Genomic DNA, 26,142 nt, shown 5'->3' with positions numbered 1-26,142 from the left:
ATCAGAGACCGGCCGGTGAGTCGGGGTGATCCTCGGGTGGGGGCTGGGTCTTGTCGAGCACCGTGAGCGCGGCGCGGCGCTTGGCCGGGTCGTCGGTTCTCATCGCGGTACGGGCGGCGAGGTATCGGGCGAGCCGGTCGCGATCCAGGGCCAGGCGCGCGAGCTCGCGAGCCTGAACGCCCACGACCCAGAGCGCGGTCAGGATCAGGCCCACCAGGCTCCCGCCGCCGAGCACCTTGACCAACGGTCCGCCTGCACCGGAGAAGAGGTCGATCACGGTACGTGTCCTGTCGGTAGTGGAATGAAGCCGACGGCGACAGTAGGAAGCGGGTTCTCCATCCCTCGGACCGTCACGCGGGCCCCGCCGCGGCGGGCCTTGGTCGGCGAGGCGATCCGGGTGCCGCGTGGATCTCCTCCACTGACACAGAGATGCGGTTTCGGGGGGCGCTGTGACGAACGGAGTCGAACTTCTTCTGTCGCGCTACCAGACATGTTGACCGGCGCAGCGTCGATGTCAGATAACAGCGTATTATCTGACAACGACGGGATCCCGGCCCGGACTCGCCGCCCGATGACCTTCACCGGAAGACGGCCGCCCGTCCCCACATTCCGCGTGTTATCTGACATTCGAGGGGTTCTCACCCGATGAGCACAGTCCGGCATCTGAATGTTTTCGGCGACGAGGTCGGCGCGATCTCCCCGGCGGTGGGCATCGCCCAGTTCCTGGTGTGGCTGCAGGGCAAGCGCGGCCGGTCGGGCCGGATCACCTCACCGCAGACCGTGCGCGCCTACACCTCGGCGCTGCCGACCGCCTTCGCCGGAATCGGTGTCCTCGACGAACTCGACGACACCGTCGGCCGCGAACGGGTCCGGCTGAATGTCCGCACCGCGTGGGCCGGCGGGGCGCCGTCGACGTTCAACGCGCGCCGCGCCGCGGTCGCCTCGGCGCTCGCCTACTTCGAGGACCAAGGCTGGATCGACGACGCCGACGCCGTGCTGACCGGACTCGATCGGGAGCCGCAGCCGAAGCCGGACGGGTTGCGGGTGCGGCCGCGCGAGCAGATCGACGCCCTGATCGGCGACCGCCGCCACCGCCTCGAGGACCGCACCCTGTGGGCGATGCTCTACGCCACCGCCGCCCGCGCCGAGGAAGTCCTCCAGCTCGATATCGCGGATCTGGATCGGCCCAACCGCCGCGCCCGCGTGATCCGCAAGGGCGGCAAGGCCGATGAGCTGATGTACGACATCCGCACCGCCCGGTTGCTCGGCCAGCTGCTCGCGGGCCGCCGCAGCGGACCGGTGTTCCTGTCGGTCCGCGTCGTCCGCGACGGCACCGTCGACACCCGCGATATCGACCCGGCCACCGGCCGCAGGCGGATGGGGTACCGGACCGTCGAGCGTCGCCTCGACGCCGCTTCTGGGGGCTGGGATCCGCACGACCTCAGGCATTCTCGGCTCACCCACGCCGGGGAGGACGGCGCGACCGAGGCCGACCTGATGCTGCTGTCCGGGCACGAGGACCGCCGCACCCTGCAGCGCTACCTGCACCCCACCAAGGACGGCGCGCACCGCCGCCTCGACGACATCGACGCCCGCCGTGGCGCTTTCACCCCCAGCGCCGACGACCTGGCCGACCGGATCGACCGCGCCGCCCAGCGGCAAGCCCGTACGCAGCTGCCTGCCGATACCCGCCCGCTGCCCGATGTCGCGGTCTACGACCAGCTACTGACCCGATCGCGCGACAGCGGGCACACCGACCCTGGCAGAGGACAGGAGCAGGGGCCAGTCAGCTGAGCTGGGCGCGGGCATCACGCAGGTAGTAGGCCCGGAACCACTGATCCTCGGTGTCGTTGCGGTTGACCCGCCGCTTGCGGCCCTCGGTGGCAACCTCGAGCAGTTCGCGGGTCAGCTGGCGGTAGGTCTTGCCGTGGTTCGGGTTGGTGTGCCAGCGCTCGCTCACCGAGGTCTCCTCGATGTCGACGATGCCGTCGTACTCCATGTACGCCCCGTACCGGCACTCAGGCTCGAGGGCGTACTCGATCTCGATGTCCCGATACCGCACAAGGTCCTCACCATCCACCCTGCCATTGTCACCCGCACAGTCGCTCGATCAGGTCGAAACCTGTTCGGCCCCATCAGTCGACGGGCACGAGGTACCGCACCGGGAACGAGAACGGGTACTTGCCCGGTGCGTCCTGGACGGATTCGATCCGCACGTGTTCGTCGTCTTCGATCTCGACTACCTGGAAGATCGAAACGCCGCCCTGTGCGGTTTTGACGAGTTCACCGATTTCGATCACGCGGTCACAATACCCGAACAGGTGTTCGATACAGTGGAGGGCATGGCCACCGATCGCGAGCGGAACTATCGACCGCAGTACATGGTCGGGAACCGGGTGGTGTCGCCGGACGTCTTGGTGCGCCGCGCCGGCGGTTGGGTGGAGCCCGCCCCGGTCGCGTGCGTCAACGGGCACCCGTTCGGGCCCGGGCGGGTGCTCGTTGGGTGGTCACCGTGTATCGGCACCGGTCCGGACGGAACTCCCAGGTCGGGTCACCGGACGGATGAATGCCGGGAATGTGGTGCGGTTGTCTATACGCCTCCCTTCGATCAGCCGCAGTGCCCCTGCGAGCACTGCCGAAATCCGTGGAGCTGACCCGATGCCGGTACCCGCTCGCACCCAGGTTCGTCGCCGTGACCGCCCGGCCGACAGCCCCGCTGGGTACGTAGCTCCACCCGGCTACACCGCCACCGTCCGTTGGGATTTCGACCACGCGCTCGGTGAGCTGGTCGAAATCCGTTCAGCCACACCGCCTGATCAGGAGCTGATTCTCTAGGGGCACCCAGAGTGGTGAGGCGAGAGGCTCAGGAAGTTTGTGCAGCTCAGCGACTTTCGCGAAGATCGTAGCAGATCACGACAGGTGTGGTGGAAGAACCGGCGGGGCCGTGTCGATGCCTAGCTCTGTCCGCGAACTGTTATGTGCCAGAGCCCGTCCTTGGCCCACCTGGTCCGACCCAAACGACCGAAATTGCTGAAGCCCGAACAGCAATGGACCTTCAGGCATTGACCACACTGACGTCTTTCTATGCCGCTGTGCGGGCTGTTCGAGGCGATGATGGCCTCGTTTCCTGGTTCGTGTTGGCAGGGCTCTGTAGCACGCGGTTACCGTGGCGAGGTGAATTTCATCCAAAGGGGACCGATGATCGACCAGCGCCCGTTGTCGGGGTGGGGCCGTACTGCATCGTCTGTGGCGCAGGTGGTTTCCACCTGTGACCTCGACACGGTTGCCCGAGCGGTCCGCACGGCGGGACCACGCGGGGTCATTGCTCGCGGGCTCGGCCGCAGTTACGGCGACCCGGCACAGAACGGCGGCGGCCTGGTCGTCGACATGACCGCGTTCGACCGCATCCATTCGATCGACCCGGACAACGGTGTCGTCGATGTCGACGGTGGCGTCAGCCTCGACGCGCTGATGCGCGCGGTCCTGCCGTACGGGCTGTGGGTTCGAGTGCTGCCGGGCACCCGGCAGGTCACCATCGGCGGGGCGATCGCCTCCGACGTTCACGGCAAAAACCATCACTCCCAGGGCAGTTTCGGCAACCACGTGCTGTCGATGGATCTGCTCACCGCCGACGGCACACTCCGCACGCTCACCCCGGACGGTGCCGACGCGGACCTGTTCTGGGCCACCGTCGGTGGCATGGGGTTGACCGGAATCGTCGTGCGCGCCCGGATCCAGTTGAAGCGCACCGAGACCGCGTACTTCCTCGTCGACTGCGACCGCACCAGCACTCTCGACGAGACGATGGCGCTGCTGGCCGACGGATCCGACGAAGGCTACGAGTACTCGGTGGCGGTGCCGGACACGATCAACACCGGCGCGAAACTCGGTCGAGCGATGTTCAGCCGAGGAAATCTCGCTAAGCGCGACGAGCTACCCGCCAGGCTGCGACGCAACCCTCTGCACTTCGCTGCGCCGCAACTGCTCACGGTGCCCGATATCTTCCCCAGCGGGATGGTCAACAACCTCACCACCCGGATCGGCGGCGAGGTCACCTACCGAGTGTTCGGCAAACAGGGGCGTGGCCTGATCCAGAACATCACCCAGTTCCTGCACCCGCTCGATGTGGTCGGCGAGTGGAATCGCGCCTACGGCCGCCGCGGTTTCCTGCAGTACCAGTTCTCAATGCCGTTCGGTGCCGAACAGCAGCTCGCCGACGCGGTACGGTCGATCGCGCATTCGGGGCACCGGTCGTTTCTCAACGTGTTCAAGCGCATGGGCCCTGGGAACCGGGCGCCGCTGTCCTGGCCGCATCCGGGGTTCATGCTGAGCCTGGACTTCCCGATTGCACCGGGACTGAACGAGTTCTGCGCCGAACTCGACCAACGGGTCCTCGACGCTGGTGGCCGCCTGTACTTCGCCAAGGACTCCCGCACCACCCCCGAGACGATCCGCGCCATGTACCCGCGGCTGAAGGAATGGCGTCGCATCCGCGACGATATCGACCCCGAACGGATTTTCGTCTCTGACCTCGCCCGCCGCTTGCACCTGATCGACGACAACCTCATCAGCACAGGCCACTGACATTCGACTGGCGTTGCCTACCTGCGCTTCCCGGTAGGCAACGCTGCCGACCGTCCAGGTTCAGTGTCGTTTGTTCATGCTGGCGAACAGTTCCCGGTTCGCGGCGCGGGCCGCGTCGAGTTCCTGCTCACGTTCCCCCAAGGTGGCCTGCAGTTCGACAATCTGCTGCTCGAGAATGACGATCTGCCGCTGCAGCTGATCGACGTCGGCCGGTGCGCCGAGTCCGGATTCCCGCCAGACTTGCTCGCCGAGCAGTCCCGACAGCTTCGTCTCCAACTGCTTGTTGTGGCCGGCCAAGCGCGCGATGCGGGCCTGAGCGTTCGCGAGGTCGGCTCGAAGCGACGCCATGGTCACGGGAGCGCCGATGCTTCCGTCCGATGTCGGGGTGGTTTGGGCGGTGTGGACCTGGGCGAGTAGGTCGGGGTGGCGGTAGAGGAATGTGCGATCGACGCCCGCGGCGCGGGCGATCGCTGAGACGCTGAGCTCGCTGCCGTCTTTGCGGGCAGCGTTGAGTGCCTTGATGACTCGCTGCCGACGGCGGGCTGAGTCGGCCTGTCGTCCTTGGATCATCGTGTTGGTCATGGTCAGGCGGTCCTGTCTGGTCGGACGTCGGGAAGCGGTTGCCGGATCCTCGGCAGACCGAGTCCGACGACGCTGTTGCGGGCTCGGCGGACGACACTGACCGCGTCGTCGATGTGGGCTCGGTCCTCGTCCGACAGTTCGTCGACATCGGCCTTGATGCTGGAGATCAGGCGTCGGATGCGGGCTATTTCGTCGTCGGACGGCATCGCTTCGGCCTTGGCCCATTCGTCGGCTGCGGAGAACGCGATGCGCAGCCATTCGCGGCTGCGCAGCAGGTCCGACAGGTATGCCTCCAGATCTGGAAGGTAGGAGACGTCGGTGGAGAAGTGGGCGCAGCCAACGCATCTGAACCGGACCGGACAATCCTGTCCATTGGCGGCGACGTTGGTGGGCTCGCTGCAACTGCCGTAAGGAACCGCGATCTCGCCGACGGCTCGACGCAGATGCTCGGAGTCCAACAGGGCCTTCGCCGCACGCCAGATTCGGTTTCCGTGCCTATCGAACTGCATAGTCGTCACCCGATCGACAGCTGCCCGGCGGCGGTCTGCTCCGACCCGGTAATACCCCTGCGTTGTCGACAAGAGCCGGTGATCCATGAGTTCGCGAAGAACATCGATATCGACGCCGGCGTCCGCGTGACGCTGGGCGTAGGTGTGCCGATAGGCATAGGGGAAGATCTTCCGTTTGTCGAACGGCAGCATCTTCGTCACGAGGGCGCCGTCGACCTCGACGGCGAGCGGGACCAGGACGTCGGGCAGACTGTTGACCCAGCCACGGTGACGTTCACTCACCCACTCGTCGCTGATCGCGCGCCTGCCGTGCGGGTTCCGCGCAGAAGTCGGCAGCAGCTTCAATGCACTGACGGGTTCGTTCGGGAACCGCGTCCGGACGCGCTGCTGCTGCCCCTCGACCAGCGCGGCGGTGCCTAGCTGGATGGGCAGCCGCCGCCCAGGCCGGTTGTTCTTCCAATTGTCAAATACCAGAAGCGGTTTGCCGTCGCCGTCGCGCTCGAGGCAATCCAACGGCAGTTGGCAGATTTCGTCCGGGCGCCGACCCGTGTCGATCAGCAACTCGACCGTCACCCGGATCTCGCGGGTGCTCTGCTGCTCGAGGACATCCAGATGCAGGCATAGATGGCGCATGACCTCGATCGGGAGATCGCGCCCGACGTTGTCGTCGTTCTCCTCCGGTTCAGAGGGAATGTCCTGCTGCATCAATTCGAAGTCGTCCGGTAGCCCGTGCAGCGGCTGACCCGGCCGTGTCAGGCCGAGTCCGCGCATCGCGCTGAACATTCGGCGCAGGTCACGAACCATGGCCAGTCTTCGTTTGAAGCTGATGACTCCTTGCTCGTGAAGGAATGCGGCCCGATTCAGGAATGCGGAGATGTCGACACGACCCAATCGGGCTGGATCGGTTCCTTCGTCCTGCCGCTGGAGACGCAGGCTGTCCGACAGCATCGCGACCTGGTGGATCTGTGCCTGGACGACGTCGGCGACCTTGGTTCCGCGTCGACGGGGAATGTCGTTGTAGGCCCAGATCTTCGTGGCCTCCCGCAACCAGCGCTGCGAGATGCCGGTGAAGTGCAGCAGACCGTGGTGACCGAACACGACAATGTCCCAAACATCCTTCAACCGTTCGGTTTCCGGCGTGAGGCTGCGGCGCGAAAGGGCCTTGACCATGCCGCTGAAGACCTTGCCGACATCGACCCCGAAGACCGATCGATCCAAGTGCTCCAAGGAATCGACACCATCTGTTCGTGCTTGGTCGGCCAGCGAACGGATTGATATCGGGATGGTGCGACATCCATGCAGGACCCGAGCGTGCAGGCCGAATAGCAGCTCTGCGACAACCCGGTCCGGCAGGCCGCGCAGGCTGACCACCGCCCCAACCCCGATGCCCGCCGCTTTGCGGCGCCAACGCATTTCGTCGGCCTCATCGCCGACTGTCCGTCGGACGTTGGTCCAGCGGTTGGCGTGAACGCGGCAGTACGGGTTCTTCCTGATATCGCGATCCCGATGACACGAAACAACTTCGCAGGGACCGTGAGCCGGAAGCCCGCGAACGTCACTGCGAGCCAGGAAGGCGTCCAGCGTTGGTCGGGGTGTCAGCCTCTTCCGCTGGCGCAGATGTGCGTGACACAACCCTTGTTTCGCTGTGCGCCAAGGCCTTTGACAGTGCCGGACAACGCAGTTCCCGACATGCAGGTCACGATGTTGCGGCCGAGCGACGACCGTGAATCGCTCGATGGAAGGTTCACCGGCCGCGGACCAGCGTTTCTGGCAGGTGCCGCACAACCTCTTGACCCCCGACGCCGGCATGTCGCAGTTGGTCACCTCGCAGACCTTCCAGCCGAGCAACGGATGGTCCTGCGGAAACGTGATCACACGATGGTCCGGCGACCAGCCGAGAACTGCCAGGAACTCGTCCGGGATCTCCGCCCAGAGCCTGTCAGCCTCGTCTAGGGCGGGCGCACACTGAGCGACGGCAACGTCGATTGGGCTCACCGCAGCTCCTCCGCCAGCTCGCGCGGGGACGGGATTCGGTCGACAGCCGATCGCAATCGATCCGCCGACGGATGAAGATAGGGCTGAGATGATGACGGTTCGGCGTGACCGAGTAGGGCCTGAATCTCGTCGAGCATCGCGCCGGAGTCGGCGAGGTTGCTGGCGAAGCCGTGTCGCCCCTGATGCGGCGAAATCGACCGAGACAGACCCGCGCGCCGACACAGCGCTTCGAACAGTTCGTTCAGAGCATCCGGCGTCATCGGAGCCCCCAGCGGCTCCCGGAACATGTTGACCAACAGGAAGTCGCAGGCCGCCGCCGCTGGCAGTTCATCGCGTTCGAGCAGATAGAGGTCGATCGCGCGAACGGTCAAGAAGTCCAGCGGAACCGCGCGGGTGTAGCGCGACTTCGCCCAAGCGCCATTCGGGTTCTCCCGGCGGACCACATGCAGATGTGCCCCCTCGATCCGACAGTCGTGGACAGCGTTGTCCGGCAACAGATGCAGATCGCTGCGCCGCAAGCCCGTCGCCTCACCACGGCGCAGCCCGACCCGGGCCAGCAGCAACACGATCAACCTGTCCCGCGCCGAGTAGCAGACATGGAACACAGCGATGATCTCGGCGTCGCTAGCGCGATCGACTCTGGACTCGGGTTCGCGCAAGCTGTGGCGGGCCCGTAGCCGATACTGCAGCTCGGTCGATTCGCCCTGTGCGGCGATTGGAAGGTCCCGGTTGTCGCCGATCTCGTAGAGCTGAGTGATCACCCAGCCCGGCGCCTCCTTGGCCGCCACCGCGAACGTCAGGAAGCCGCGCGTGGCCACCAAGACTCGGTTGATCCGTTTCTCCTTGCGGACCGGGTCGGTTCCCGGCCCTATCACCACGCGGCCACCGCGGGACGGGGTGAACTTCAGCCACACCGTGAACAGGCCGAAATCCCTTGCTGCCGTGCGCCATTCCCGCCCGGTGCCAGCACACCAGCGCAGATAGAGAGCCACACTCTCCGCGTACGCCTTCGTTGTGGACTCGGCCCGGTCCCGGCCGAACCGCAGCTCTCGCAGCCACCGGTCAGCGACCGGCTCCACCGCATAGTTCTCGTCAATCACTGTCCAGTACTGGCCGCCCGAGGGCATCCGCACAGGAAATGCTCGCACCACCACTCCGTTCTCAGCTGGTCGAACGACACGGAGCCACAGAGCTACACACCCCAGAGAACCGTTGCAAAACCCGGCCGGAGTGTCCCCGACACGACATCACGCCACAGGGGCAGATCCCCCAGAGAAAGCTGGATTGGCTGGTGGTGTGGTGGCCGGGCGGCCGGTGGACATGGGAGCTACAGGACGACTTGGTCGTCGTCGCCCCGACCCCGGAGTCCGGGTAGCTCGGATATAAGTGTGCTTCGCCTGCGATTCGCCTGCGATTCGCCTGTACTTCGCCTGTTCGCGCGAACGTCCGGGCGGAGTCCCGGGCGGACAAGAGCCTGCCGTACACCCTGTGACCTGCGGCATTCACCTCGGGCTACCTGTGGGCAATGCGGGCGTCGGGGTCTACTGAGTTACTGATTCGAGGTACAGTTACCGTCGGAAAACGGTGCGCACGGATTTGATTTCCGACAGTCGTGCGCACGTGTTCCCGAGATCGCCAGGAGAGATCCTGGGAAGCGGAAAGGGCCCGACATCCGCTGTTGGAAGCAGCGGCGCCGAGCCCAGTCCGTGTAGCAACTGCTTCGATCCGGCTTACTGCAAGTGGCGCAGGATCGTGTGCAGTACCCCGACCGCCAACTCGGTGAGGCTCGTGCCCGCCGGGTTGGCGGTTCCGGTTTCGTGGTGCGACATGCGCCACCTCGTCACCAGCATCACGGCATTCACCGAGGTCCGTAGCCAGGCCGAATACTCCTGCCACGGAACGGGTTTGCTCCGACCCTTGGGTCGGGGCGTGGGGTTGTCCGGTTGTTCCCGGAGGCCCTCTGTCATAAGGGCGCCCTCTCTTCTCGCAACTGGATGTGAAGTGCCACCCCGGAGGGCGGCGAGTCCGCCGATCGCGGCTCCCACAACAGCCCCACCGAAGCGGAGCTGCTCTGGGAGCCGCGATCGCACTGGACATCTAGGGCCCCCGCTGCGGAGGGCGACCAGTTGCAAGTTGGAGAGATGACCGAAAGATCATCTCCGGCAACGTCGAACAGCAAGAGACTCTACTCGGCACCCCTGCCCGAAACGTGCCACGGCTCGGGCATGTACCGGTGGGGCAGTTCACTGTGGAATTCGGCTCGGCTGTGGAATTCGCGGACGTGGATTCGGTTCCTGAGCTGCGGAATTCGGGTATAGGGCCGTTCCGAAGTTGCGCCCGGAGAGAGCCGAACGGAATACCTCCTGCACCGGCGAACAGTTCCACGGAGTGCAGGATCTTGTGGTCGATCCGCCACCACTTGCGTGGTTTCCCCAGCTCAGGATCCAGAATTGGAGACTCTGCCGATCCGTCGAGGCGTGGTCTGGCATGGCAACCCGGGCTTGCGGCGTGTCGTTCTTGATGAGCATGTCCTCGGCCGTGAAGTAGAGCCCTCGACGGCTGCAACGTCGGACACGGAGTGGCAGACGTTGGTGGGGGCGGGCCAGCCATGTCGCCGAGAGTCGCCAGTGTCGGTGTTCATCGATGTAGCCAGGATGCTGTCCGTGCTCGCCGAACTCCAGCGAGAACTGATCGTCGCCAACACTAAGGACAGCTTCATGTACCTGGTGACACGATCCTTAACGGCACTCCAAAACCGTAGGGCAGGAAGGAAGTTTTGCGGTGTTCCCCATGTTCACCTGGTACCCCTGCTATGGGGGCAGAGTGAAGGCCGGGAGCGGAAGTGCCTCCCGGCCTTGATATTTCGGGGTGCTGCTCGAGACGATCGAACGGCACTCACAGCGTAGGTAGCGTAGGTCCGGCCGTCTCGCGGGCCGCCGCGCCCGGTGCTACGGCAATATCTGGTGTAGCTCGACCACGTTGCCATCCGGGTCAGGCACCATTGATTGCAGCCGCCCCGGCGCTACCGAGAAGGGATCGCCCGCGGTCAGCCCCTGCGCCCGCAGCGCGGCCACCACGTCCCCGAGGTCGGCGGCGGCGTCGACCAGGAGGGCGAAATGCTGACCGAGGGCGGGCGGCACGTCGGTGGCTTCCATGAGGTGGATTTGCTGGCTGCCGCCCGCGTCCAACCAGGCACCCTTGATACCGGCGATTACCTCGGGACGGTCGGTGCGCCGAGTCAACCCCAGCACGCCGGTATAGAACTCCAACGCCCGATCGAGGTCGGTCACGTTGATTGAGACGTGATGCAGCGCAAGACCATTCACTACTACGTTGTTAGCTTCTGACATGGTGACCACCTGTTCTCACGAAATCGGTTGTCCACGTGGACGATAGCGCGCTCGCCCGACCTTGATAGGGCGGAACGGGACGCGCCGAAACGTATGGCGTCGGCTTCATGGCCGCGCCTGATCGTCACCTCCTTCGCCCGGGTCGTCGAGGTCGAACCCGTTGATCCCGCACATCGGATCGTCGGCGTAGCAGGCCAGGAGTGTCAGTACGTCCGCCTCGGCGGGGTCGCATCCGGGCCACCCGAATAGTTCGGAGTCGACGGGTGCGGCCAGGGCGGCGCGGGCCCGGTCGGCGGCGCACAGCGCCCGCGCGATCACCACCGCCGATCGGGCCGTCGCGATCTGTTGCCCGATCAAGGGCGCGTTCCCCGTGTCACCGGTCAGGCCGAGATCGACGGCGCGCAACGCGGTTTCGGCGCGGTACAACAGCCGGTCGCACTGTTCCGGGGTCATCCGGGACGGGGGCATCATGCGGTCACCAGCGTCACGACCAGGCCCACCGCCGCGAGCGCGACTATCGCGGCCATCATGATCTCGCTGCGCACGATCCTGCCGGGAGTCGGGATCGTCATCACGCCACCCGCGCGGATATGCCGCGGCGCAGTTGTCGCCGTTCCCGTTCCGACAGACCGCCCCAGATTCCCGCGCGTTCATCGCGGGCCAGCGCGTAGCCGAGGCATTCACTCCGAACCTCGCACCGATGGCAAATCTTCTTACTCATCCGAACGGAATCACCGCGCTCGGGATAAAACTCGTCCGGATAGGTTTGCGCGCAATGCGCTCTATCCACCCAGCTTCCCGCGTCGTCGCGCGGAAAGGCACTACCGACTACCATTTATGTTGCCCTTTCAACTTGACCCCGCCGGACATGTCCCGCCCGGCGGGGTCTTCGCGTATTTCCGTGCCACCGCACCGAGAAAGGCCCGCAGAATCTCCCTTCTCGAGCGGCGGCTGATCGGTGAGTGCCAGCGCGGTGGCCACTGCGACGGCCAGACCCCTCATGCCGTCCACCGTTAATGCGCCGTCCTCACCCCCCGGGGTGACGACATAGTTGACGGCCGAGCGCTGCACTCCTTCGCCGCCGCTGAGGGAATCGGTGACGACCAGCAGCAGGTTTCCGCCGGCGGTACCCGCGACCGGGACCGTGTGCCAGTGACACCGCAGCGGCTCGCACACGCCGTCGCTCCAGTCGTGCCTCGCCGGTCGGTCACACCAGTGCGGACACGGCATCAGTGGCAGCGCGCAGGCCGCGGCCGGTCGAACCGTGCCGCTGGTAGCACCGACGATCGTGGAACGGTCGTTCATGACGGTTCTCCGACGCGTTGGTGGTTACCGTTGGCGATTCACCCTGGACGACCGGTGCCGGGCACCGCGCGGCGCATGCCCGTCCCCCCGATCGGTGGAAGTCGATTCCCACCACCAGTGAGCAAACCGCCGGAGAAAGGATTCTAGTCGCGAACGCCGGATATCACCGGCCGGATCTAGCGTGCGCAACTCTGCGGCAATGCAATCGGCCGTCGCGTGGCAGCCTGCCGCGTGGAGTTGCGTGATCCGCGTCCGTACAGCGTCGACGCCGTAGTGCTGAATAATTTCGGGCAGGCCGTACCGATTGTGTGCCGCCGGATACGAGGCGACGAGACAGGGGATGGTGGCGCTGGCAAACCGTGCCTCAGATGCACGGTGCTCTACTTGCTGTGGCATTGCTGGTGATCCCTCCCATCACAAAGCGAAAGCGCTGTCCCGCGAACGGGATTTCGCTTCCAGCAATGGGAATCGGCTCACCAGCTGGCGCGTGGCGAGTTTAACACCACCAACCGACCGAATGCCCCGAAAACCGTTCTTCGATCGTTCTTCTCGGAACTAGCATGCTGCGTCATGGACCTCCCGAGAGCGTGGATCGGCATCGACATCATCGGCACGGAATTGCACGGGGAGATCGTCGTCCATTCCGCTGGCGGGCGGCGGGTGGCGCGGCGGTTGGGGCGCGTCGCGCCCAAGCTGGGGTTCGACGGCCGGGGCGAGGCATTGTTTCGCGGTGTCGTCTCCGATGTCATGGCCGGACCCCAAATCGACCATGTGCGAAGGGAAGCCGGGATCGAATGCCGAACCCACTGGGTCACGGCGATGGACGACACCCCGGTCGGGCTGGTCGTGTGGCTCGCGCCCCCGCCGGTCGCGGCGCGGCCGGTCTACAACACATGGATGCTCGACCTTCAGGCCCTGTCGGCCGCGGGTGGTGGCGACGATCTCGAGTTGTACGGCACCGGCCGCAAGAGAGGGGAGTACCGGCCCCTCATGAAGGCGCTGCAATACATGGCCCCGGACGACTCCCCGCGATTCACCACCCTGATCCACGGCGCCGAGCACGAGCCCGAGGGGGCTCTGGTCGGTACCTATTGGTCGATGCGGCCCGCCGACAAATGGGTCCACATGTGGGCCGCGACAACCAATGTCGGCGCGCCGGGGCGGAAGCGCGCCGTCTACGGCCTCACCGTGCAGATCCCACACCGCGACCTCGATACACCGTTAGGCAACCTCGTTCGCTACACCGGGGCCACCCTGGTCATGGTCGACCCCCTCAACCAGGTGGTTATGAATGCGTCCGGAGATCTGGCGGACATGTTGCTGACCGACGAGCGCCGCATGGCCCGCGTGCTCGCGCAGCTCGACATGCCGCGGCTGATCGATGCCGCACCCACCAATGACCCTGTGGAGCAGATGATATCGATCGAGGGGGACCGATTCCGGGCGGCGATTTTCGCCTCGCCCACCGGCCCCGTGCGATCCGGCACACTGATCACCGTGCTGCTCGTGCCGACGACGCCCCGGTCCGCTCCATAGTGATCTACTGCGGGGCCGTGGTGTCCTCGGCCGGCCGAGGTCGCGGTGCGCGGGCGGTCCACAACGCGGCGGCCCCGCGGGTGTTCACCTGGACCGACTCGAACGCTCGTTCCAGCGCGGCCACTAGGCCCGTCAGATCATCGGCCTCGTTGTGGAAAATGTGCTGGGCGCGTAGCCGCCGCATTTGCACGCGACTCAGCGCGGTATGTGGGACACCCGCCGCCAGCACCGTGGCCCCGAAGAACACGCCATCAGGGGCCATGACATCCGCAATGTGCTGGAACGCAGCGCCTTTGGTGTCCCAGCCGCCCGGTACGCAATGCATCAAATAGGTGGCCGACACCGATCGGAACCGGCCCCGAGTGACGGGCAACGGCGCCAGCACGGACCCGATCCGCGTCTCCGGGTCGATGCCGCGGCGCCGCAGGCGCTGACTGGTCATCCGCAGCGAGTTCGGATTGAGATCCACCAGCGATATTTGGGGACGATCCACGGGGTAGGTGGCGTGGCGCAGATGCCAGCCGCTCCCGGACCCGATATCCAGGTGGTCACCGGACACGTTGGCGTTGTACAGGGCCAGCGTATGCGTTGGGGGACAACGCCATACGAGAGAGCAGTACCCCCAGAGCACTCGCATGTCGTACAGCGCCAGCATGCCCGGGCTGAATACGCTGGCCCCGTCCCGCTCTGCTTGGCTGATCTCGGCCGATGATTCCATGGTCACTCCCTCACCTACCGGGCGGGATGTCCCGACAACGGACACCCACCACGGCGTTGCACCCGGACGGGAGTCGCTCACCGAACCGCACTAGACACCGTCATCGTATCCGGGCACGCGGCATGGTGTCCGATTTGTCAGCGTCGCGCGGGTGTCCTCGTCGGACTCAGGCATCCGGGCCGATGGTCGGCTCTATCGCGGTGGCAGTGTCCTGCAGGCCGTCACACGGATTCACCTCGGTGACACTGACTTTGTCCGTCAAGATAGCCGCGACACGCACGAATCCCGCCGTGGTACGCAGGTGGATCTCGCACATGTCCGGGTACGTGCGGTCGTTGGTCCACAGCGCATCTCGGCCGTTGATGCTCAATAGTGTTGCGGCCGTGTATTTTTGGCGATCCTCCGACCAGGTCACGTTGCCCGAATCCACTTGCAGCGTCCGATTCGGCGATTTGAAATTGCAGGTCAGGAAGGTGTATTCGGCCAACATGTCGCGGCCCCGCTTTCGCGAGGCGGGGTCGTAGCCCGCGCGGGCGATCACGTCGTCGGGTATCCACGTGCACGGGTCGAAGGTGACCTTCGGCCGCCCGCCCCGGGTCGCCGCGGTCGCGTCCTGCGAGGGGGGTTGCAACGCAGCGGCGGTGAGCGTCGGCCGGGCCGCCGACGTGGCCGCGGCGGACGTGGGCGTGGTGGCGGGGCTGGGAGTCGAGCCGGTGCTACATCCGGCCAGCGCCACGGCCAGCGCCACGGCGGCGATACCCGATACCTGGGTCCTGGTCATGGTCGGCGGTCCCCTCCGGTGGCGTTGGCGGTCGCGTTGATTACGCGGCGATTCAGGTCGTCGGCCGCCTCCACCATGCCGCCCGCAATCAGGTAGGCCTCCGCCATGCGCAACGCGGCAATCCGCATCGAGGTCAGCGCGGCCGTCATCTCTACCGCCTTGCCCTCGAATCCCTTCGACAGTTCCCCGGCGCTGGCGAATCCACCGAACCCCGTCAATGCATGCAAGCGCTTCGCCTCGTCGATTTGGTCCGCCACAAAATCGGCGAATCGGATATAGATGTCGGCCACTTCTCGGCCCTTGCCCGGTTCCATACGGAACGTGCCCGCATGGGCCCGCCCTAGCAAATCCGTCGCGGTCGACTGTCCTACGTCCACATTCGCTCCTCTGTGACCCCGCTGCGAATCAGGCTCTCACACCCGGCCGACGACCGGGGCGGCCGCGCGGGTCAGCTCCACCAGGGTCGCCATCACCTCGTCCGGGATCGGTGGGGTGTCGCCACCGCTACCGACGGCGGCCATCGAAATAGCGACCGGGCCGCGCCACTGCGGGGCTGGGTGCTGGTAGCCCAGCTGGCCGATTACCTCGTCCGCCAACGGATTTCGCGGCAACTGTGCTGCGCCGAGGGAGAACCATACTTGCAGCCGTGCACCCAGCGCGCCCGCGCAACATTCCGGGACGTATTGGGCCACCGCTACCGACAGCGGTTGTCCAGGATCGCGGCGGGCGAATGCGCAGCCCCCGTCCGGCTCGAGCGCGACGAAATCCATACCTGCGGCATAGATCATCAGCGGATCCACGAACAGCACTGCCACCTCCAGCAACTCGGACTCCTTACGATCATGTCAGCGCGGCGGGTGGGTGGTACCCGCCGCGCTGATTTGCCGAACGATGCCCCCTCCTAGCAGATGCTTACCGCGGTGAGTCGGTCCTGTAGTGCGGTGATCTGGTCTCGGAGTCGCGCGGTGCGGTCATCGAGGGCGTCGGCGTGGCGGGCGAATGCGTCGGCCGCCGCGCCTACCCAGTGTTCGCGGGCGGCGGCGACGCATTCGGTGATGTGCTTGGCCTGGGTGTCGAGCACGGCGGCGAGCTGGCCGAGGCGGGCGGCGGTGGCGGTCAGTTGGTCGGGGCTGCTCATCGGGTCGCCTCCGGGTCCTGGTTCCGGGCCTTGCGGGCCTCGCGGGTGGCGGCGAAATCGGCGCGCAGCTTGCGCATATCGGCGGCCGACGACTGGAACGCCGCGGTCGCTTGGTCTTCGACCTGGCGCATTTCGGCGGCACCCTGGCGCAGGATTCCGCCGAGGGTGTGCATGTGCGTGGTCCAGCCGGTGCCCGCGGTGGAGGTGGTCTCCCAGTCGGCGGCCAGGGCCTCGGCCTGCGGGCCGGTCCAGTCGGTCAACAGGTCGGTGATCATCGCGTGTACGGCCTCGAGCTCGGCCCCCACGGCGGTGGCGCCGCTCATCATGGCCACCCCGGCGGCATCCATCGCGGTCATGTCGGCACCGATGCCGCCCCGCCGCTTCTTGTCGTCACTACCGGATGTCTGATCGGTGTTGTTGCTGTTGTTGCTCAATTCTGTTCTGCCCCTTTTGAGTTGTGCCCGCGCTCCGTCGCGTCCGGAGTTGTGGGCGTGTCCCCTGGTCGGCGCTACTGCGCGCCGTGGTCGCCGCTTTCTTCCTCCTCGTACTCGTATCGGATGCGTTGCCCGGTCGCGTCGTAGGCGGGTCGGCCGTGCTTGTCGCGCCATTCGCCTGTGGCGGGGTCCTGGGTCCAGCCCGCAAATTCGGTGCCTACCAGGTCGTCGCGGTAGTTCTTGCTCGTGCGGTAGTCCGGGGTGCCTTCGGGCGGCGGCGGGGTGGTGGCCTCCCATTCGGCCCATTTCGCGCGCCGGGCGGCCAGTTCCTCGGCGGTCAGCGCGCGCGGCACCTTCATACCGAGTGCTTCTGCCTCTTCTCGGGTGTAAAACGTTTTCCCGGCGAATCGTTCCGGCATGATTCCTCCTACATTTCGTCCATGACGATGATGGTCCGCTTTTTCACCGGATCCCAGTATTTCTCGTGCACGAAAAACGGCGTGTGATCTTTGAAAGTCACTTCTTCTTTCATGCCGCCGTAATTCTCGGTTTCGCGGCCGGTCTTGCTGACGATTTGATATTCGACGTCGGAGGTCCCGACGTTGAGCCCGTCGTGAGAGCCCGCAGGGTTTTTCGAGGTGAACAGGGGGGCATCTTCGACATAAGGTTTATTCGGCTCGTACCGCGCGAGCTGCTCCGGGGTGAGGGTCGTATGCCGCACCACGTTGCCTTCGTGTGCGGGGAGCTTGTCCATGCTCCGCCGCCAGAGGTCGAGATCTTCTTTCTGCTGGGGGGTGAGCCGGTTTTCGCGAATGGCCGAGACGAGATCCTTACCGTTGCGGTCGGTCGGGCCGCGATTCAGTATCCACCGCTCATCGTCGGTCAGACCGTATTCGTTGCCCCATGAATCGCGTTTCGCCGTGTTGTCGCTGCGCTTCGCCAGATCCTGTAATTCTTTCTCGCGCTTGGCGATATCGCGCTCGATTTTGACGCCCGCGCGGATGTTCTTCCGGGTTTTCCAGGCGTCGATAATGTCGCGGATGGGCCGCGCGTAACGTGCGACGATCGTGGCCACCCGCGCCGACGCGACCGCCGCCCCGATCCCGAACGTGATCACCGAGGTGGCCACGCCGATCACGGCCGTGATCGCGATCTCTTTGAGCAGTTCCTTGCCCAGCTCCTCGAGCTGCTGTTTCAGCTGTTCACGGAGTTCATGCAAGCCAGCGGCGTGGTCGTGGCACGCGGCCGCCAGCGCGCCGAACACCGCGCCGATGTCCTCGGCCGCGCCCTTGAGCTGGGCCAGATCCGCGGCGATGTACTCGGTTTCGGGCGAGTCGATGACGGCGGCGAATTCGTTCACCACCCGCTCGATATCGCCCGGCAACGCGGTGACGGCCGCGACCTTGGCGAGTTGGTCCCACACATCCCCGACCGAGGACAGTTTGCCGGTGTCGCCGTTGGGGACGATGATCCCGATCTTCGCGGCCAAATTCACGGCGTCGTCGAGCCCGTTGCTCGGGCCGCCCGCCGACGGGATCGGGATGCGGCAGGTGTAGACGGCGGGCGGCGGCGCGGGCGGGGCGTCCGGCGGCGGGCCGTTGTTGCCCATGGTCGCATTGTGTTCGGCGATCGCGTGGTTGTGCCCGAGGGTGCGCAACACGGCCGCGTAGGAGTCGAGGGTCATGGCCGTGGTGACCACGAGGTTCGATACCTCGAGCACCTTGTCGTCGTAGCTGGCGGCCCACGCCTTGGCCTCGTCGTAGGTGCCCGCCATGTGCGATTCGCTCAAGGCGTTCCAGCGGCCATCGACCTCGGAAAACAGGCTGGCGGCGGCGTTGTGCAGGGTGGTCGCGGCGTCGTAGTAGACGTTGGGCCGCACCGCTAGTCGTGTCATCGGCCACCGCTGCGCAGGATGCGCAGGTTCGTGGCGAGGGCGTCGGAGTATTGGCTGTGCGCCGCAGCGGCGGCGGCCTGCATGGCCGCGATGCCCTTGCGTGCCTCCTCGGCGGCCTCGCGCCATTGCCGGTGCACCTCGGCGTGTGTGGTGGCGGCCTCGCCGGTCCAGCTCTGGTGCGCAGCGGCTACACGGGTGTCCACGCCCTCTAGCGAATCCTGCACAAAGGCATGCAGGCCAGCGATTTTCGCGGTCACGGTGTCCAGGTGCTCGAGATCGACCTGGTATCCCTCATCGGTCATAGCGGTTGTGCCCCTCCGGTTTTCATTGCATGTCGAGTAGTCCGGTGCTGGCCATGCCGGTAGCGCCGGACTGATCGGTATCGGTGAACGTCACGGCGGTAACCCCCAGGAGTTCGGCCATCCTGTCCAGGGCCTCCAGCACCTCGAGCGCGCCCTTGCGGGTCTCCTCCCACCCCGCCATATAGGCCGAGGCCGCTTGGCCCCGCCACGTGCCCATCAGGCCCTGGATCTCGCGGTCGGCGCTGTGGATTCCCGACACGAGCGCCTCGGCCGTGGCCTGCACGAACCGGCCCGCGTCCTGCACGGCCGCCGGGACCACCGCGAACGACGTGCTCGCCTGGTCTGTCATCGAAGAAATCCCCCTTGGTTCTGAACGGAATAGTTTGCCGGACAGGCTGGGCGGTCTACGCCTCGGATACAGCGCTGATCAGATATCGGCCACCGAGGTGGGATGTGGTCACGGTCTGGTGGTAGACCACCGGTGCCGCTTCGTCGGGCCACTGCTCGGTGAGAGTCACCGCCCACAACGCGCCCCCACCCGCGGGCACCTTCGACACCTTCACGCAGTAGCGCAAGGCGGCTGGAAGCTGATCGATCCCGGCCTGGATTTTGGCGGTCTGCGGCACGCTGGCGTCGGGTGCCACCACCGCCCGCACCGCGACGCCGGACCTTTGTGCGTAGTAGGCGTGCTCGAACGCCATGATCGCGTCAGCCGCGGTGTCGGTGTTGCCGGGCCCGGTACCCGAGGCGGTGTCGACACCGCTGGATTGCTCGCACCCGGCCGTGGCCACCGTCGCGACCTCGGCCGCCGTGGTCGGCGGCGCGGAGACCGGCGTCGACGATCCGGCGGGGGTGAGCGGGCCCGTAGCGGCCGCCTGCGTCGGACGGGCCGCGATGATCCGATGGTGTGGCATAACGAAATTCACGACGACAACCCCGGCGATGAAGGCCACGCCCACGCCGATCATCACCGACAGCATGACCTTGCTGCCGCTGCGCCGCTCACCGTCCTTGGCGTCACGGTTTCGGCGACGGCGCCGACGTCGTACGGTGATGTGTCGGCCGCCGGAGCGGTCGACCAGCGCGGGCGCGTTCTCGTCGTAATCGCCGTCGTCGTCCCACGTGCTCGACTTCCGCACCGCGTCGGTGGTCCCGAGCCACTGCTGCCACCCGCCGCTCTCGCCCGCGGCGGCCTGGCCCTCGTCCTCGCTGCGGCCGTGTTCGTCGGCCTTGTCGAATTCGTCGCGCTCGTCGTCGAATTCGTCGTCGAGCTCCGGGGGCAGTGGTGGATCGACCCGCGCACTCCCGTGCTCTTCCTCCTCGTCGCCGACAGGGTCGGATCCGGCCCGCAGCAGCGGCAACTCGTCGTCGAACGGGCCCGGGTCGCGGCTACTCATGGTTGCTGCCCTCCTCGGCCAGCACGGGCGCGGTTGCCGGGACCTGCGGGGCGGTGTCGGCAACCGCGGTGGAGGTGACAGTCACCCCGAGCTGCCCGCGATGCCGCTCGGTACCGCCACCGGTCGGCGGGGCCGGTCGCGGCGGCGGCAGCACACCCCCGCCCACCGTCCCCTCGGGCGCACCGCCCGAAGGATTCGCCGGTGGCGGTGGTGCGGGCGCGGGTTGAGGCGGGATCACCTGCGCCGGTGCGGGAGTGGGCGGTTCCGGCGCGGCCGCCGACGGCGCGGGAGCCGGGCCAGGTGCGGGAGTGGCCGGCACCGGGTCGGGGTGCTGCCCCTGATCGGAGCCACCGCCGAAGTCGAACGTCCCGCGCGGGTGCGAGTTCGGGGCGCCGGTGGTGCTGCCGCTCGGTGTGGTGTCGGTGTGGTCGCCCAAGGCGGCGGGCAGCCCGACGTCGATGGCGTGCTCGCCGATTTTCGCGCCGGTGTCGACCGTGTGCGTGACCACCTGGGCGATCTTGTCGATGACGTCGGTGGCGACCTGTACGCCGCTCTGCAGCACGGTCGTACCCAGCTGCACCCCGGCCTGCAGTGCGGCGCTCTGTATTTGGACCTGCGCGGCCCGCTCCGGGTCCATCGACTGCTGACCGTTGCTGTTCGACGACGGCCAGACACCCGCCCAGCTGGGCTGGTTCCACCCTTGGTACTGCGGGGCAGGGCCCCAGCCGGGCGTGTATCCGGGCGCGACGATGCCGGGCGCGTAGGGCGTCCATCCGGCCGGAGCCGTGGGCACCGACGAACTCGGGTGCTCGCGGTCGGTGTCGTCGCTGCGCCCTCGCTCCTCGGCCGTGGTGCGTCGGGTCTCGCCCTCGAGGTCCAGCAGTGGCTGTCCGGCCGGTCGCGCGGCCACGCTGGCGACGTCGGTGTCGGCGGTTGTGGTGGTGAGGGCCCCCGGGCCCAGCGCGTCCAGCCGCCGCGCGTGTGCGTCGAGTTCACCCTGCGCGCCCCGCACGACAGCGAGGACGTCCTGCAGCGCGTCGGCTCCGCGCGCCATCACGGCGTCATGGTCGGGCGCGGCCGTCGCGCTGCCCAACGCTGCGCGTGCGTCGCTGTGGAACGCCTCGATGATCCGGTCGATTTGGCGGCGGGCGGTTGCGGCGCTGGTGTAGGCGTCGGCGATGACGGCCGCCACCGTGGTCGGATGGTCACCGAGCACCGACACCTCGCGGCCGGTGAGCCGCATGGCCGGAACCGCGCTGTCGGCGGTGGCACCGACGGTGGTGGACTCGATCGCGCCCAGCCCGTTCCGGTGCGCGGCGTCGCTGGCCTGGATCTGCTCGGCGGCACCTTCCAGTGCGCCGGTCAGCTCCGGCGGCGGCGTCGCACCGCCGGTGCCCAGCGACGCGCGCAGCGTCAGCAGCGGCGTCATCAAGGCGGTCAACATGGCCGGGTCCGGGATGGCCGGGTCGGCATAGCGCGAGGGCGGGACGGCGCCGTCGCGGACTATGACGGGCATCGGGTCCCGGTCACGGGATGCGGTGGGGCGGTTCATATCGCCAGCACCTGCGGGCCCGTGCTGCCGATTTCGGTGGCGTGCGCGGCGTCGGTCTCGGCCACGGTGGTCTGCAGTGTTGATATGCCCTCCCCGTACCGGCCGACTCGTGCGGCCGCGGCCGCGAGCACATCGGCGTGCCCCTCAAGGATTGTCACGACTGCGCTGGTCAGCGTTGCGCCGACGCTGCCGAGATCGGCCGCCAGGCGGTCGATCTGGTCGACATCCGCGGCGGTGCGGATGGCCACGGCTGCAGCGGTCAGCTGGTCTTGCACGGTCCGGCTGGTGCGCACGTAGGCGGCCACGGCTTCGGGGTCGACATGAAGATCGGTGGTCATCGAGCACGGTCCTTTCGCGTCGAAAAGCGATGAGGGGCCCGGTCAGATCCGGGTGTGAGAGCCCATCCGGCAGGTCCCCGCATATTGGCTATGACGCGTCACATGTTGCAGCGGTTCCACCCACTCGGTACTAACTTCTCCGCCGCAGGTCACAGGGTGCGGTGAAGCCTCGATTGGCGAGACGGCCCAGGACTCAACGCAATCCAGCCCACCGCCGCGCGGGGTGGCCGTCCGCCGGAGCGGCCACATCTTTCGGTGGCAAGGCAGCGGAGCTGGCGCGGCAGGACCTGTTGCGCGTGGGATCCCGCTCGCGCAGTCAGCGTTCGGGCCCCCCACCGCGTTCGGGCCCGCGCCCGGGTTGCGGGGAGCCGCGGGACGGATCCCGGGGCGGTGTCGTCCCGCGCGCGGTCGACGTGGTCGGGCCGGGCTGGGCTTTCCCGCCGCTGCGTTGACGGGCGGCGCGCTGCGCCGGGGTGAGGGTGGCCCGGTGGGTGTGCTCGGCCTCGACCTTCGCCAGATCCCGGGTGAGCCGCCCGAGATGGGTTGTGTCGTCGGCGAGTTCGCGCCGGTCGGTGTCCTGGGCGGCGGCGAGCCGACGCTGCCGACGGTCCTCGCTGGCCTCGCGCAGGGTGTCGTCCCAGTCCTCCGCCGGGATGGCGGCCGCGGTGGTGGCCGCCTTCTCGGCTTTGCGGGCGATCGCCAGCTGCGGCGCGATATCGCCCAGCTGCCCGGTGGTTTCGCCGATCTGGTCGGTGAGCTTCTGCCGCGCCAGCATCCGGCGGCGCGGTGTCTGTTCGAGCTGCTGTGCCAACCGATCCCGCTGCTCGGTGAGCTGCCGCTCGCGGCGCGCGAGGTCCGCGGCCGCGCGCCGGGCCTTCTGTGCGGCCGGAATCTTCTCCGCCCGCCCTGTCAGATCGGCGTTGTCGGCGGCGGCCTGCCGCGCGTGCGGGCCGCCGTGGGTCCGGCGGTCGTCGATGTCGCGGGTAAGGAGATCGACCTCGGTGCGCAGCTCCCGCAGCTCGGCCTCGAGTTTCTCGTCCGACCAGCTGCGCGGCGCGATGTCGTAGCGCGCGAAACCCGCGTTCGCGACAGCGATCGTTCGGACCCGGGCCTTGTCCTCGGCGGACAACTCGCTGTAGTACGGCCGCCGCTTGGGTGCGCTGCTGGGCGCGGTCGGCGCGGTGAGCGGCCCACTGGCGGCCGCGACCACCGTGTCCCGCGCCGTCGTCGACGCCGGGCGCGGGGTCTCGGCCGGTGAGGTCTCCTGCTCGGCTACCCGCTGCGCGGTGTGGCCCGCGGCGGCCGCGACCACGTCGGCCGCGTCTCGATCCCATTGGTAGCGGCGCGATTCCAGGCTCGCCTCCCATGCCGCGCGCACCGGATCCACGTGGTGCTGCAGCGAATACTCCAGTGCCACAGCGCGAGCGAGCTCTCCGCGGGACCGGTGGGCGCGCGCGATCTCCAGTGCGATCGCGATGGCCAGCAGCAACAGCAGCAGCATCGCCGCGAGGATCGCGGCCGCGATCTCCCCGGCCGGATCGCTCGCGCCGGGCCGGGCCTGCCCCCCGGTGGCGGGCCGGGATCGACTGGCCAGCAGGACGCGGGCGGCGGCCCCGAGACTGCGCTGCCCGCGCTGGATCCGGTAGCGATCGGTGCGCCGAAGCGGTTGCGCGGACCGGGTCAGCTCGTGCGCGGCGCGCGCGAACGGGCCCGGCCGGTCGCCCTCGAGACTTTCCGACCATGCCGCGAACACTCCGGCGGCTTGCCCTGCCGCCCAGGCCCATTGGGCGCGGTCGGTGTGCGGAACCTCGGCCATCCGGGCCCGCCACTGCCCGGCGTCGGCGGCCGCCTGGCGCCACGCCTCGACGCCGCCGCGGCCCTGCTGCGAGCGGCCGTCCCGGGCCTGTCCGGGACGGCTGTGCTTCCACGCCGCGGCGGCGTCGGCGCGCCCCGCTGGGGTGTCGTCCCACTGCTGTTCCCGCAGTGCGGTCAGCGACAGATCACCGGCGAGCGTCCCGCCGCCGACCCACGGCCCGACCTCCTCCCCGGCGCGACGCATCCGGACCTTGTACCCGGTCACCTGCTCGCGGCCACCGGCCGCCCACCGCGGCGCGGCCGAGATGCCGGCCTCCCGCAGGCTCTCGACGAATTCGGTTTCGCTGTCAGCGGCTGTCGCCACCGCGCGCACCATCCGCCGTAGCCGCTCGCGCTCGGTCTCCGGCGCCCCAGTTGCCTTCGCACGCTCGATCTCGGCGCGCGAGTTCCCGGACAGGCCGCCGCCCTGCTCGCGCGACACCAGCACCTGCAGCCCGTACTCGTGTTCCAGCTCGCCCGCGACCTCCTGGGCGCGCTTCCAGTCCCCTTTGGCTCGCCCCGGTCCGTAGTCGAATGTGCTGACCTTGCTGCCGTCCTCACGCACCAAGCTGGCGGCGATGTGGATGTGGTCCTGGCCCTCGCCCTGTTCACCGGAGTGACCGTGCCGTACCGCCGCCCACCGCGCTTGTGCCCGCTTCCCGTCCGGGCTCCCGGTGAATCCCATCCGGTCCATGAAGTCGTTCGCGATCTGTTCCCACTTCGCGTCGTCCAGCTCTTCCCCTGGTGTCAACGCCAGCACGCAATGCCACACCGGGGCATCCCGCATCACCGACGCCTCGCCCTTACTCGCAGGCTCGACCACGTCCATGCCAAGTTCCCGCGCACCCACACCGACAGCGACCGAGCGAGCACGCATCCGCACCTGAGTTCCGTACAGCTGGCGCGGGATGTCGATCTCGTGCGCCACCTCGAGCGCCAGCTTGCGCGCGGCCTCGGTCACCTCCTTGCTGGTGCCGTCGAAATGCTCCAGCAACACCGACCGCATGATCGTCGGCGACCCCGCGATGATGTGCCGATCGCGATGCTCGTTGTGGTCGCCCTTGCCGAGCAGATACACCAGCAGGCCCGTCATCCGCTGGCCCCGCCGGATCTTCGGAATCACCGCCGCCGCCCCGCCGCCGGACTCATCGGCGCGCCACCCGCGCCGCCATCTGCTCGATCCGCTCGGCGCGCTCGCGGACCTCGGTCGTCACCTCTCGCACCTCGCCCAGCGTCTCGAGTACCTCCTCAGCCAACTGCCCGGTGACGTTCGCCGCGCGCGTCATCTGATTGACGTTGTTCCCCAGCGGCGCCAGCTCCTGGCGCCGGACCTCGTCCAGCGCGGCCGTCGCCGACATCAACGCCCGCACCACCGCACGAAACATCGCCAACGGCATCCGCGGCAGCCGATCCTCCGCCCCGTCCAACGTCTTCCCCTGCTCCGGCTCCGGATCGGTCGCGCACTGCACCAAAAACCACGGCACCGTGCAGTTGGCCTCCTCGGCGCGCTTGCGCACCACCGCCATCTCCTCCTCCGACAGCACCACCTCGACGGTGTGCTTGACGCCCGTGATGTTCGGCCGTCGCCGCCGACGCTGCGACCGAGACACGCTCTGCGCCCGCCGCAGACCGACCTCCGACGGCACCGCAGTGCCCTCCTCCGCACCCATCGCGACCACCTCTCGCATCCGGTCCACCGACGCCCAGCGCAGCGCCCACCCGCCGCCGGGTGGTCTCCTCACCCCTGTGAGGAGCTACAAATACCCCAGGTATTTGTTAACTTGCTCCGTCGGGACTCAGTTTTGATGGTACCTGCAGGAAGATCGTGGCGGGCGGCCTTCGGCCGCGACTGCACCGGGGAAGTTGGGGGTCT

At 67.5% G+C, this 26,142-nt stretch carries 28 protein-coding genes and 1 pseudogene; 3 read left to right on the top strand and 26 right to left on the bottom strand.

Annotated elements, in window-relative coordinates; genetic code table 11:
- Position 1: 1 nt before the first annotated feature.
- A complete protein-coding gene (locus ACIA76_RS42105; RefSeq protein ID WP_397160957.1) occupies positions 2 to 277 on the bottom strand; it encodes a hypothetical protein in 276 nt (91 codons plus the stop codon).
- A 368-nt stretch (positions 278 to 645) separates the two neighbouring features.
- Here ACIA76_RS42105 and ACIA76_RS42100 point away from each other — a divergent pair, with 368 nt between their 5' ends.
- Positions 646 to 1,794: a tyrosine-type recombinase/integrase gene (locus ACIA76_RS42100; protein ID WP_397160955.1), complete on the top strand. Its 1,149-nt coding sequence runs from the start codon at positions 646 to 648 to the stop codon at positions 1,792 to 1,794.
- On the opposite strand, the gene ACIA76_RS42095 is transcribed toward ACIA76_RS42100, so the two are convergent.
- The gene (locus ACIA76_RS42095) at positions 1,787 to 2,080 is read right to left on the bottom strand and encodes a hypothetical protein (protein WP_397160953.1); all 294 of its coding nucleotides are present in this window, start codon (positions 2,078 to 2,080) and stop codon (positions 1,787 to 1,789) included. The two genes, ACIA76_RS42100 and ACIA76_RS42095, sit on opposite strands and share 8 nt — an antisense overlap.
- 55 nt (positions 2,081 to 2,135) lie before the next feature.
- Entirely contained in the window at positions 2,136 to 2,300 is a 165-nt protein-coding gene (locus tag ACIA76_RS42090) for a hypothetical protein (protein ID WP_397160951.1), read from the bottom strand.
- Positions 2,301 to 3,198: 898 nt separating this feature from the next.
- On the opposite strand from ACIA76_RS42090, the gene ACIA76_RS42085 reads away from it, so the two are divergent.
- A complete protein-coding gene (locus ACIA76_RS42085; protein WP_397160949.1) occupies positions 3,199 to 4,584 on the top strand; it encodes an FAD-binding protein in 1,386 nt (461 codons plus the stop codon).
- A 60-nt stretch (positions 4,585 to 4,644) separates the two neighbouring features.
- On the opposite strand, the gene ACIA76_RS42080 is transcribed toward ACIA76_RS42085, so the two are convergent.
- The 8 genes and pseudogenes from ACIA76_RS42080 to ACIA76_RS42045 form a co-directional block, all read right to left on the bottom strand.
- Positions 4,645 to 5,166 (bottom strand): DUF6262 family protein, encoded by a 522-nt coding sequence (locus ACIA76_RS42080; protein WP_397160947.1) that lies wholly within the window; start codon positions 5,164 to 5,166, stop codon positions 4,645 to 4,647.
- A 2-nt stretch (positions 5,167 to 5,168) separates the two neighbouring features.
- Entirely contained in the window at positions 5,169 to 7,670 is a 2,502-nt protein-coding gene (locus tag ACIA76_RS42075) for a site-specific integrase (protein WP_397160945.1), read from the bottom strand.
- The gene (locus ACIA76_RS42070; RefSeq protein WP_397160943.1) at positions 7,667 to 8,818 is read right to left on the bottom strand and encodes a tyrosine-type recombinase/integrase; all 1,152 of its coding nucleotides are present in this window, start codon (positions 8,816 to 8,818) and stop codon (positions 7,667 to 7,669) included. Before ACIA76_RS42070 ends, ACIA76_RS42075 begins: the two co-directional genes overlap by 4 nt.
- Before the next feature lie 582 nt (positions 8,819 to 9,400).
- A complete protein-coding gene (locus ACIA76_RS42065) occupies positions 9,401 to 9,637 on the bottom strand; it encodes a hypothetical protein (protein WP_397160942.1) in 237 nt (78 codons plus the stop codon).
- 981 nt (positions 9,638 to 10,618) lie between these two features.
- Complete coding sequence (locus tag ACIA76_RS42060; protein WP_397160940.1) at positions 10,619 to 11,020, bottom strand: VOC family protein; 402 nt, start codon at positions 11,018 to 11,020, stop codon at positions 10,619 to 10,621.
- A 105-nt stretch (positions 11,021 to 11,125) separates the two neighbouring features.
- Positions 11,126 to 11,491 (bottom strand): hypothetical protein, encoded by a 366-nt coding sequence (locus ACIA76_RS42055; protein WP_397160938.1) that lies wholly within the window; start codon positions 11,489 to 11,491, stop codon positions 11,126 to 11,128.
- Between the two features lie 100 nt (positions 11,492 to 11,591).
- Positions 11,592 to 11,813 (bottom strand): annotated as a pseudogene (locus tag ACIA76_RS42050) (WhiB family transcriptional regulator); the annotation flags it as partial.
- A gap of 35 nt (positions 11,814 to 11,848) precedes the next feature.
- Positions 11,849 to 12,325, bottom strand: coding sequence for a hypothetical protein (locus ACIA76_RS42045; RefSeq protein WP_397160937.1), 477 nt, complete (start codon positions 12,323 to 12,325; stop codon positions 11,849 to 11,851).
- Positions 12,326 to 12,895: 570 nt separating this feature from the next.
- Here ACIA76_RS42045 and ACIA76_RS42040 point away from each other — a divergent pair.
- Positions 12,896 to 13,861: a hypothetical protein gene (locus ACIA76_RS42040; RefSeq protein ID WP_397160935.1), complete on the top strand. Its 966-nt coding sequence runs from the start codon at positions 12,896 to 12,898 to the stop codon at positions 13,859 to 13,861.
- A 4-nt stretch (positions 13,862 to 13,865) separates the two neighbouring features.
- Here the strand turns inward: ACIA76_RS42040 and ACIA76_RS42035 are convergent, their stop codons facing one another.
- From ACIA76_RS42035 to ACIA76_RS41965, 15 genes are all read right to left on the bottom strand, one after another.
- Entirely contained in the window at positions 13,866 to 14,579 is a 714-nt protein-coding gene (locus ACIA76_RS42035) for a class I SAM-dependent methyltransferase (protein ID WP_397160933.1), read from the bottom strand.
- A 166-nt stretch (positions 14,580 to 14,745) separates the two neighbouring features.
- Positions 14,746 to 15,360 (bottom strand): DUF3558 domain-containing protein, encoded by a 615-nt coding sequence (locus tag ACIA76_RS42030; protein ID WP_397160931.1) that lies wholly within the window; start codon positions 15,358 to 15,360, stop codon positions 14,746 to 14,748.
- On the bottom strand, positions 15,357 to 15,737 hold the full coding sequence (locus ACIA76_RS42025; protein ID WP_397160929.1) for a hypothetical protein: 381 nt from the start codon (positions 15,735 to 15,737) through the stop codon (positions 15,357 to 15,359). Before ACIA76_RS42025 ends, ACIA76_RS42030 begins: the two co-directional genes overlap by 4 nt.
- 36 nt (positions 15,738 to 15,773) lie before the next feature.
- The gene (locus tag ACIA76_RS42020) at positions 15,774 to 16,184 is read right to left on the bottom strand and encodes a hypothetical protein (RefSeq protein WP_397160927.1); all 411 of its coding nucleotides are present in this window, start codon (positions 16,182 to 16,184) and stop codon (positions 15,774 to 15,776) included.
- A 77-nt stretch (positions 16,185 to 16,261) separates the two neighbouring features.
- On the bottom strand, positions 16,262 to 16,498 hold the full coding sequence (locus tag ACIA76_RS42015) for a WXG100 family type VII secretion target (protein WP_397160925.1): 237 nt from the start codon (positions 16,496 to 16,498) through the stop codon (positions 16,262 to 16,264).
- On the bottom strand, positions 16,495 to 16,932 hold the full coding sequence (locus ACIA76_RS42010) for a WXG100 family type VII secretion target (protein WP_397160923.1): 438 nt from the start codon (positions 16,930 to 16,932) through the stop codon (positions 16,495 to 16,497). Before ACIA76_RS42010 ends, ACIA76_RS42015 begins: the two co-directional genes overlap by 4 nt.
- A 74-nt stretch (positions 16,933 to 17,006) precedes the next feature.
- Entirely contained in the window at positions 17,007 to 17,351 is a 345-nt protein-coding gene (locus tag ACIA76_RS42005; protein WP_397160921.1) for a hypothetical protein, read from the bottom strand.
- Positions 17,352 to 17,359: 8 nt separating this feature from the next.
- Complete coding sequence (locus ACIA76_RS42000) at positions 17,360 to 18,811, bottom strand: hypothetical protein (protein ID WP_397160919.1); 1,452 nt, start codon at positions 18,809 to 18,811, stop codon at positions 17,360 to 17,362.
- An 11-nt stretch (positions 18,812 to 18,822) separates the two neighbouring features.
- Positions 18,823 to 19,128, bottom strand: coding sequence for a WXG100 family type VII secretion target (locus ACIA76_RS41995; protein WP_397160917.1), 306 nt, complete (start codon positions 19,126 to 19,128; stop codon positions 18,823 to 18,825).
- A 22-nt stretch (positions 19,129 to 19,150) separates the two neighbouring features.
- Positions 19,151 to 19,477 (bottom strand): WXG100 family type VII secretion target, encoded by a 327-nt coding sequence (locus tag ACIA76_RS41990; protein ID WP_397160915.1) that lies wholly within the window; start codon positions 19,475 to 19,477, stop codon positions 19,151 to 19,153.
- A gap of 55 nt (positions 19,478 to 19,532) precedes the next feature.
- A complete protein-coding gene (locus tag ACIA76_RS41985; protein WP_397160913.1) occupies positions 19,533 to 20,525 on the bottom strand; it encodes a hypothetical protein in 993 nt (330 codons plus the stop codon).
- Complete coding sequence (locus ACIA76_RS41980; protein WP_397160911.1) at positions 20,518 to 22,077, bottom strand: hypothetical protein; 1,560 nt, start codon at positions 22,075 to 22,077, stop codon at positions 20,518 to 20,520. Before ACIA76_RS41980 ends, ACIA76_RS41985 begins: the two co-directional genes overlap by 8 nt.
- A complete protein-coding gene (locus ACIA76_RS41975; RefSeq protein ID WP_397160909.1) occupies positions 22,074 to 22,415 on the bottom strand; it encodes a hypothetical protein in 342 nt (113 codons plus the stop codon). Before ACIA76_RS41975 ends, ACIA76_RS41980 begins: the two co-directional genes overlap by 4 nt.
- A gap of 316 nt (positions 22,416 to 22,731) precedes the next feature.
- The gene (locus tag ACIA76_RS41970; protein WP_397160907.1) at positions 22,732 to 25,392 is read right to left on the bottom strand and encodes a relaxase/mobilization nuclease domain-containing protein; all 2,661 of its coding nucleotides are present in this window, start codon (positions 25,390 to 25,392) and stop codon (positions 22,732 to 22,734) included.
- 22 nt (positions 25,393 to 25,414) lie between these two features.
- Positions 25,415 to 26,011, bottom strand: a complete 597-nt coding sequence (locus ACIA76_RS41965) for a MobC family plasmid mobilization relaxosome protein (RefSeq protein WP_397160905.1) — start codon at positions 26,009 to 26,011, stop codon at positions 25,415 to 25,417.
- Positions 26,012 to 26,142: the final 131 nt, after the last annotated feature.

This window comes from Nocardia sp. NPDC051570 (assembly GCF_044454005.1).
GTDB lineage: Bacteria > Actinomycetota > Actinomycetes > Mycobacteriales > Mycobacteriaceae > Nocardia.
This window is presented reverse-complemented; position numbering and strand designations above follow the sequence as displayed.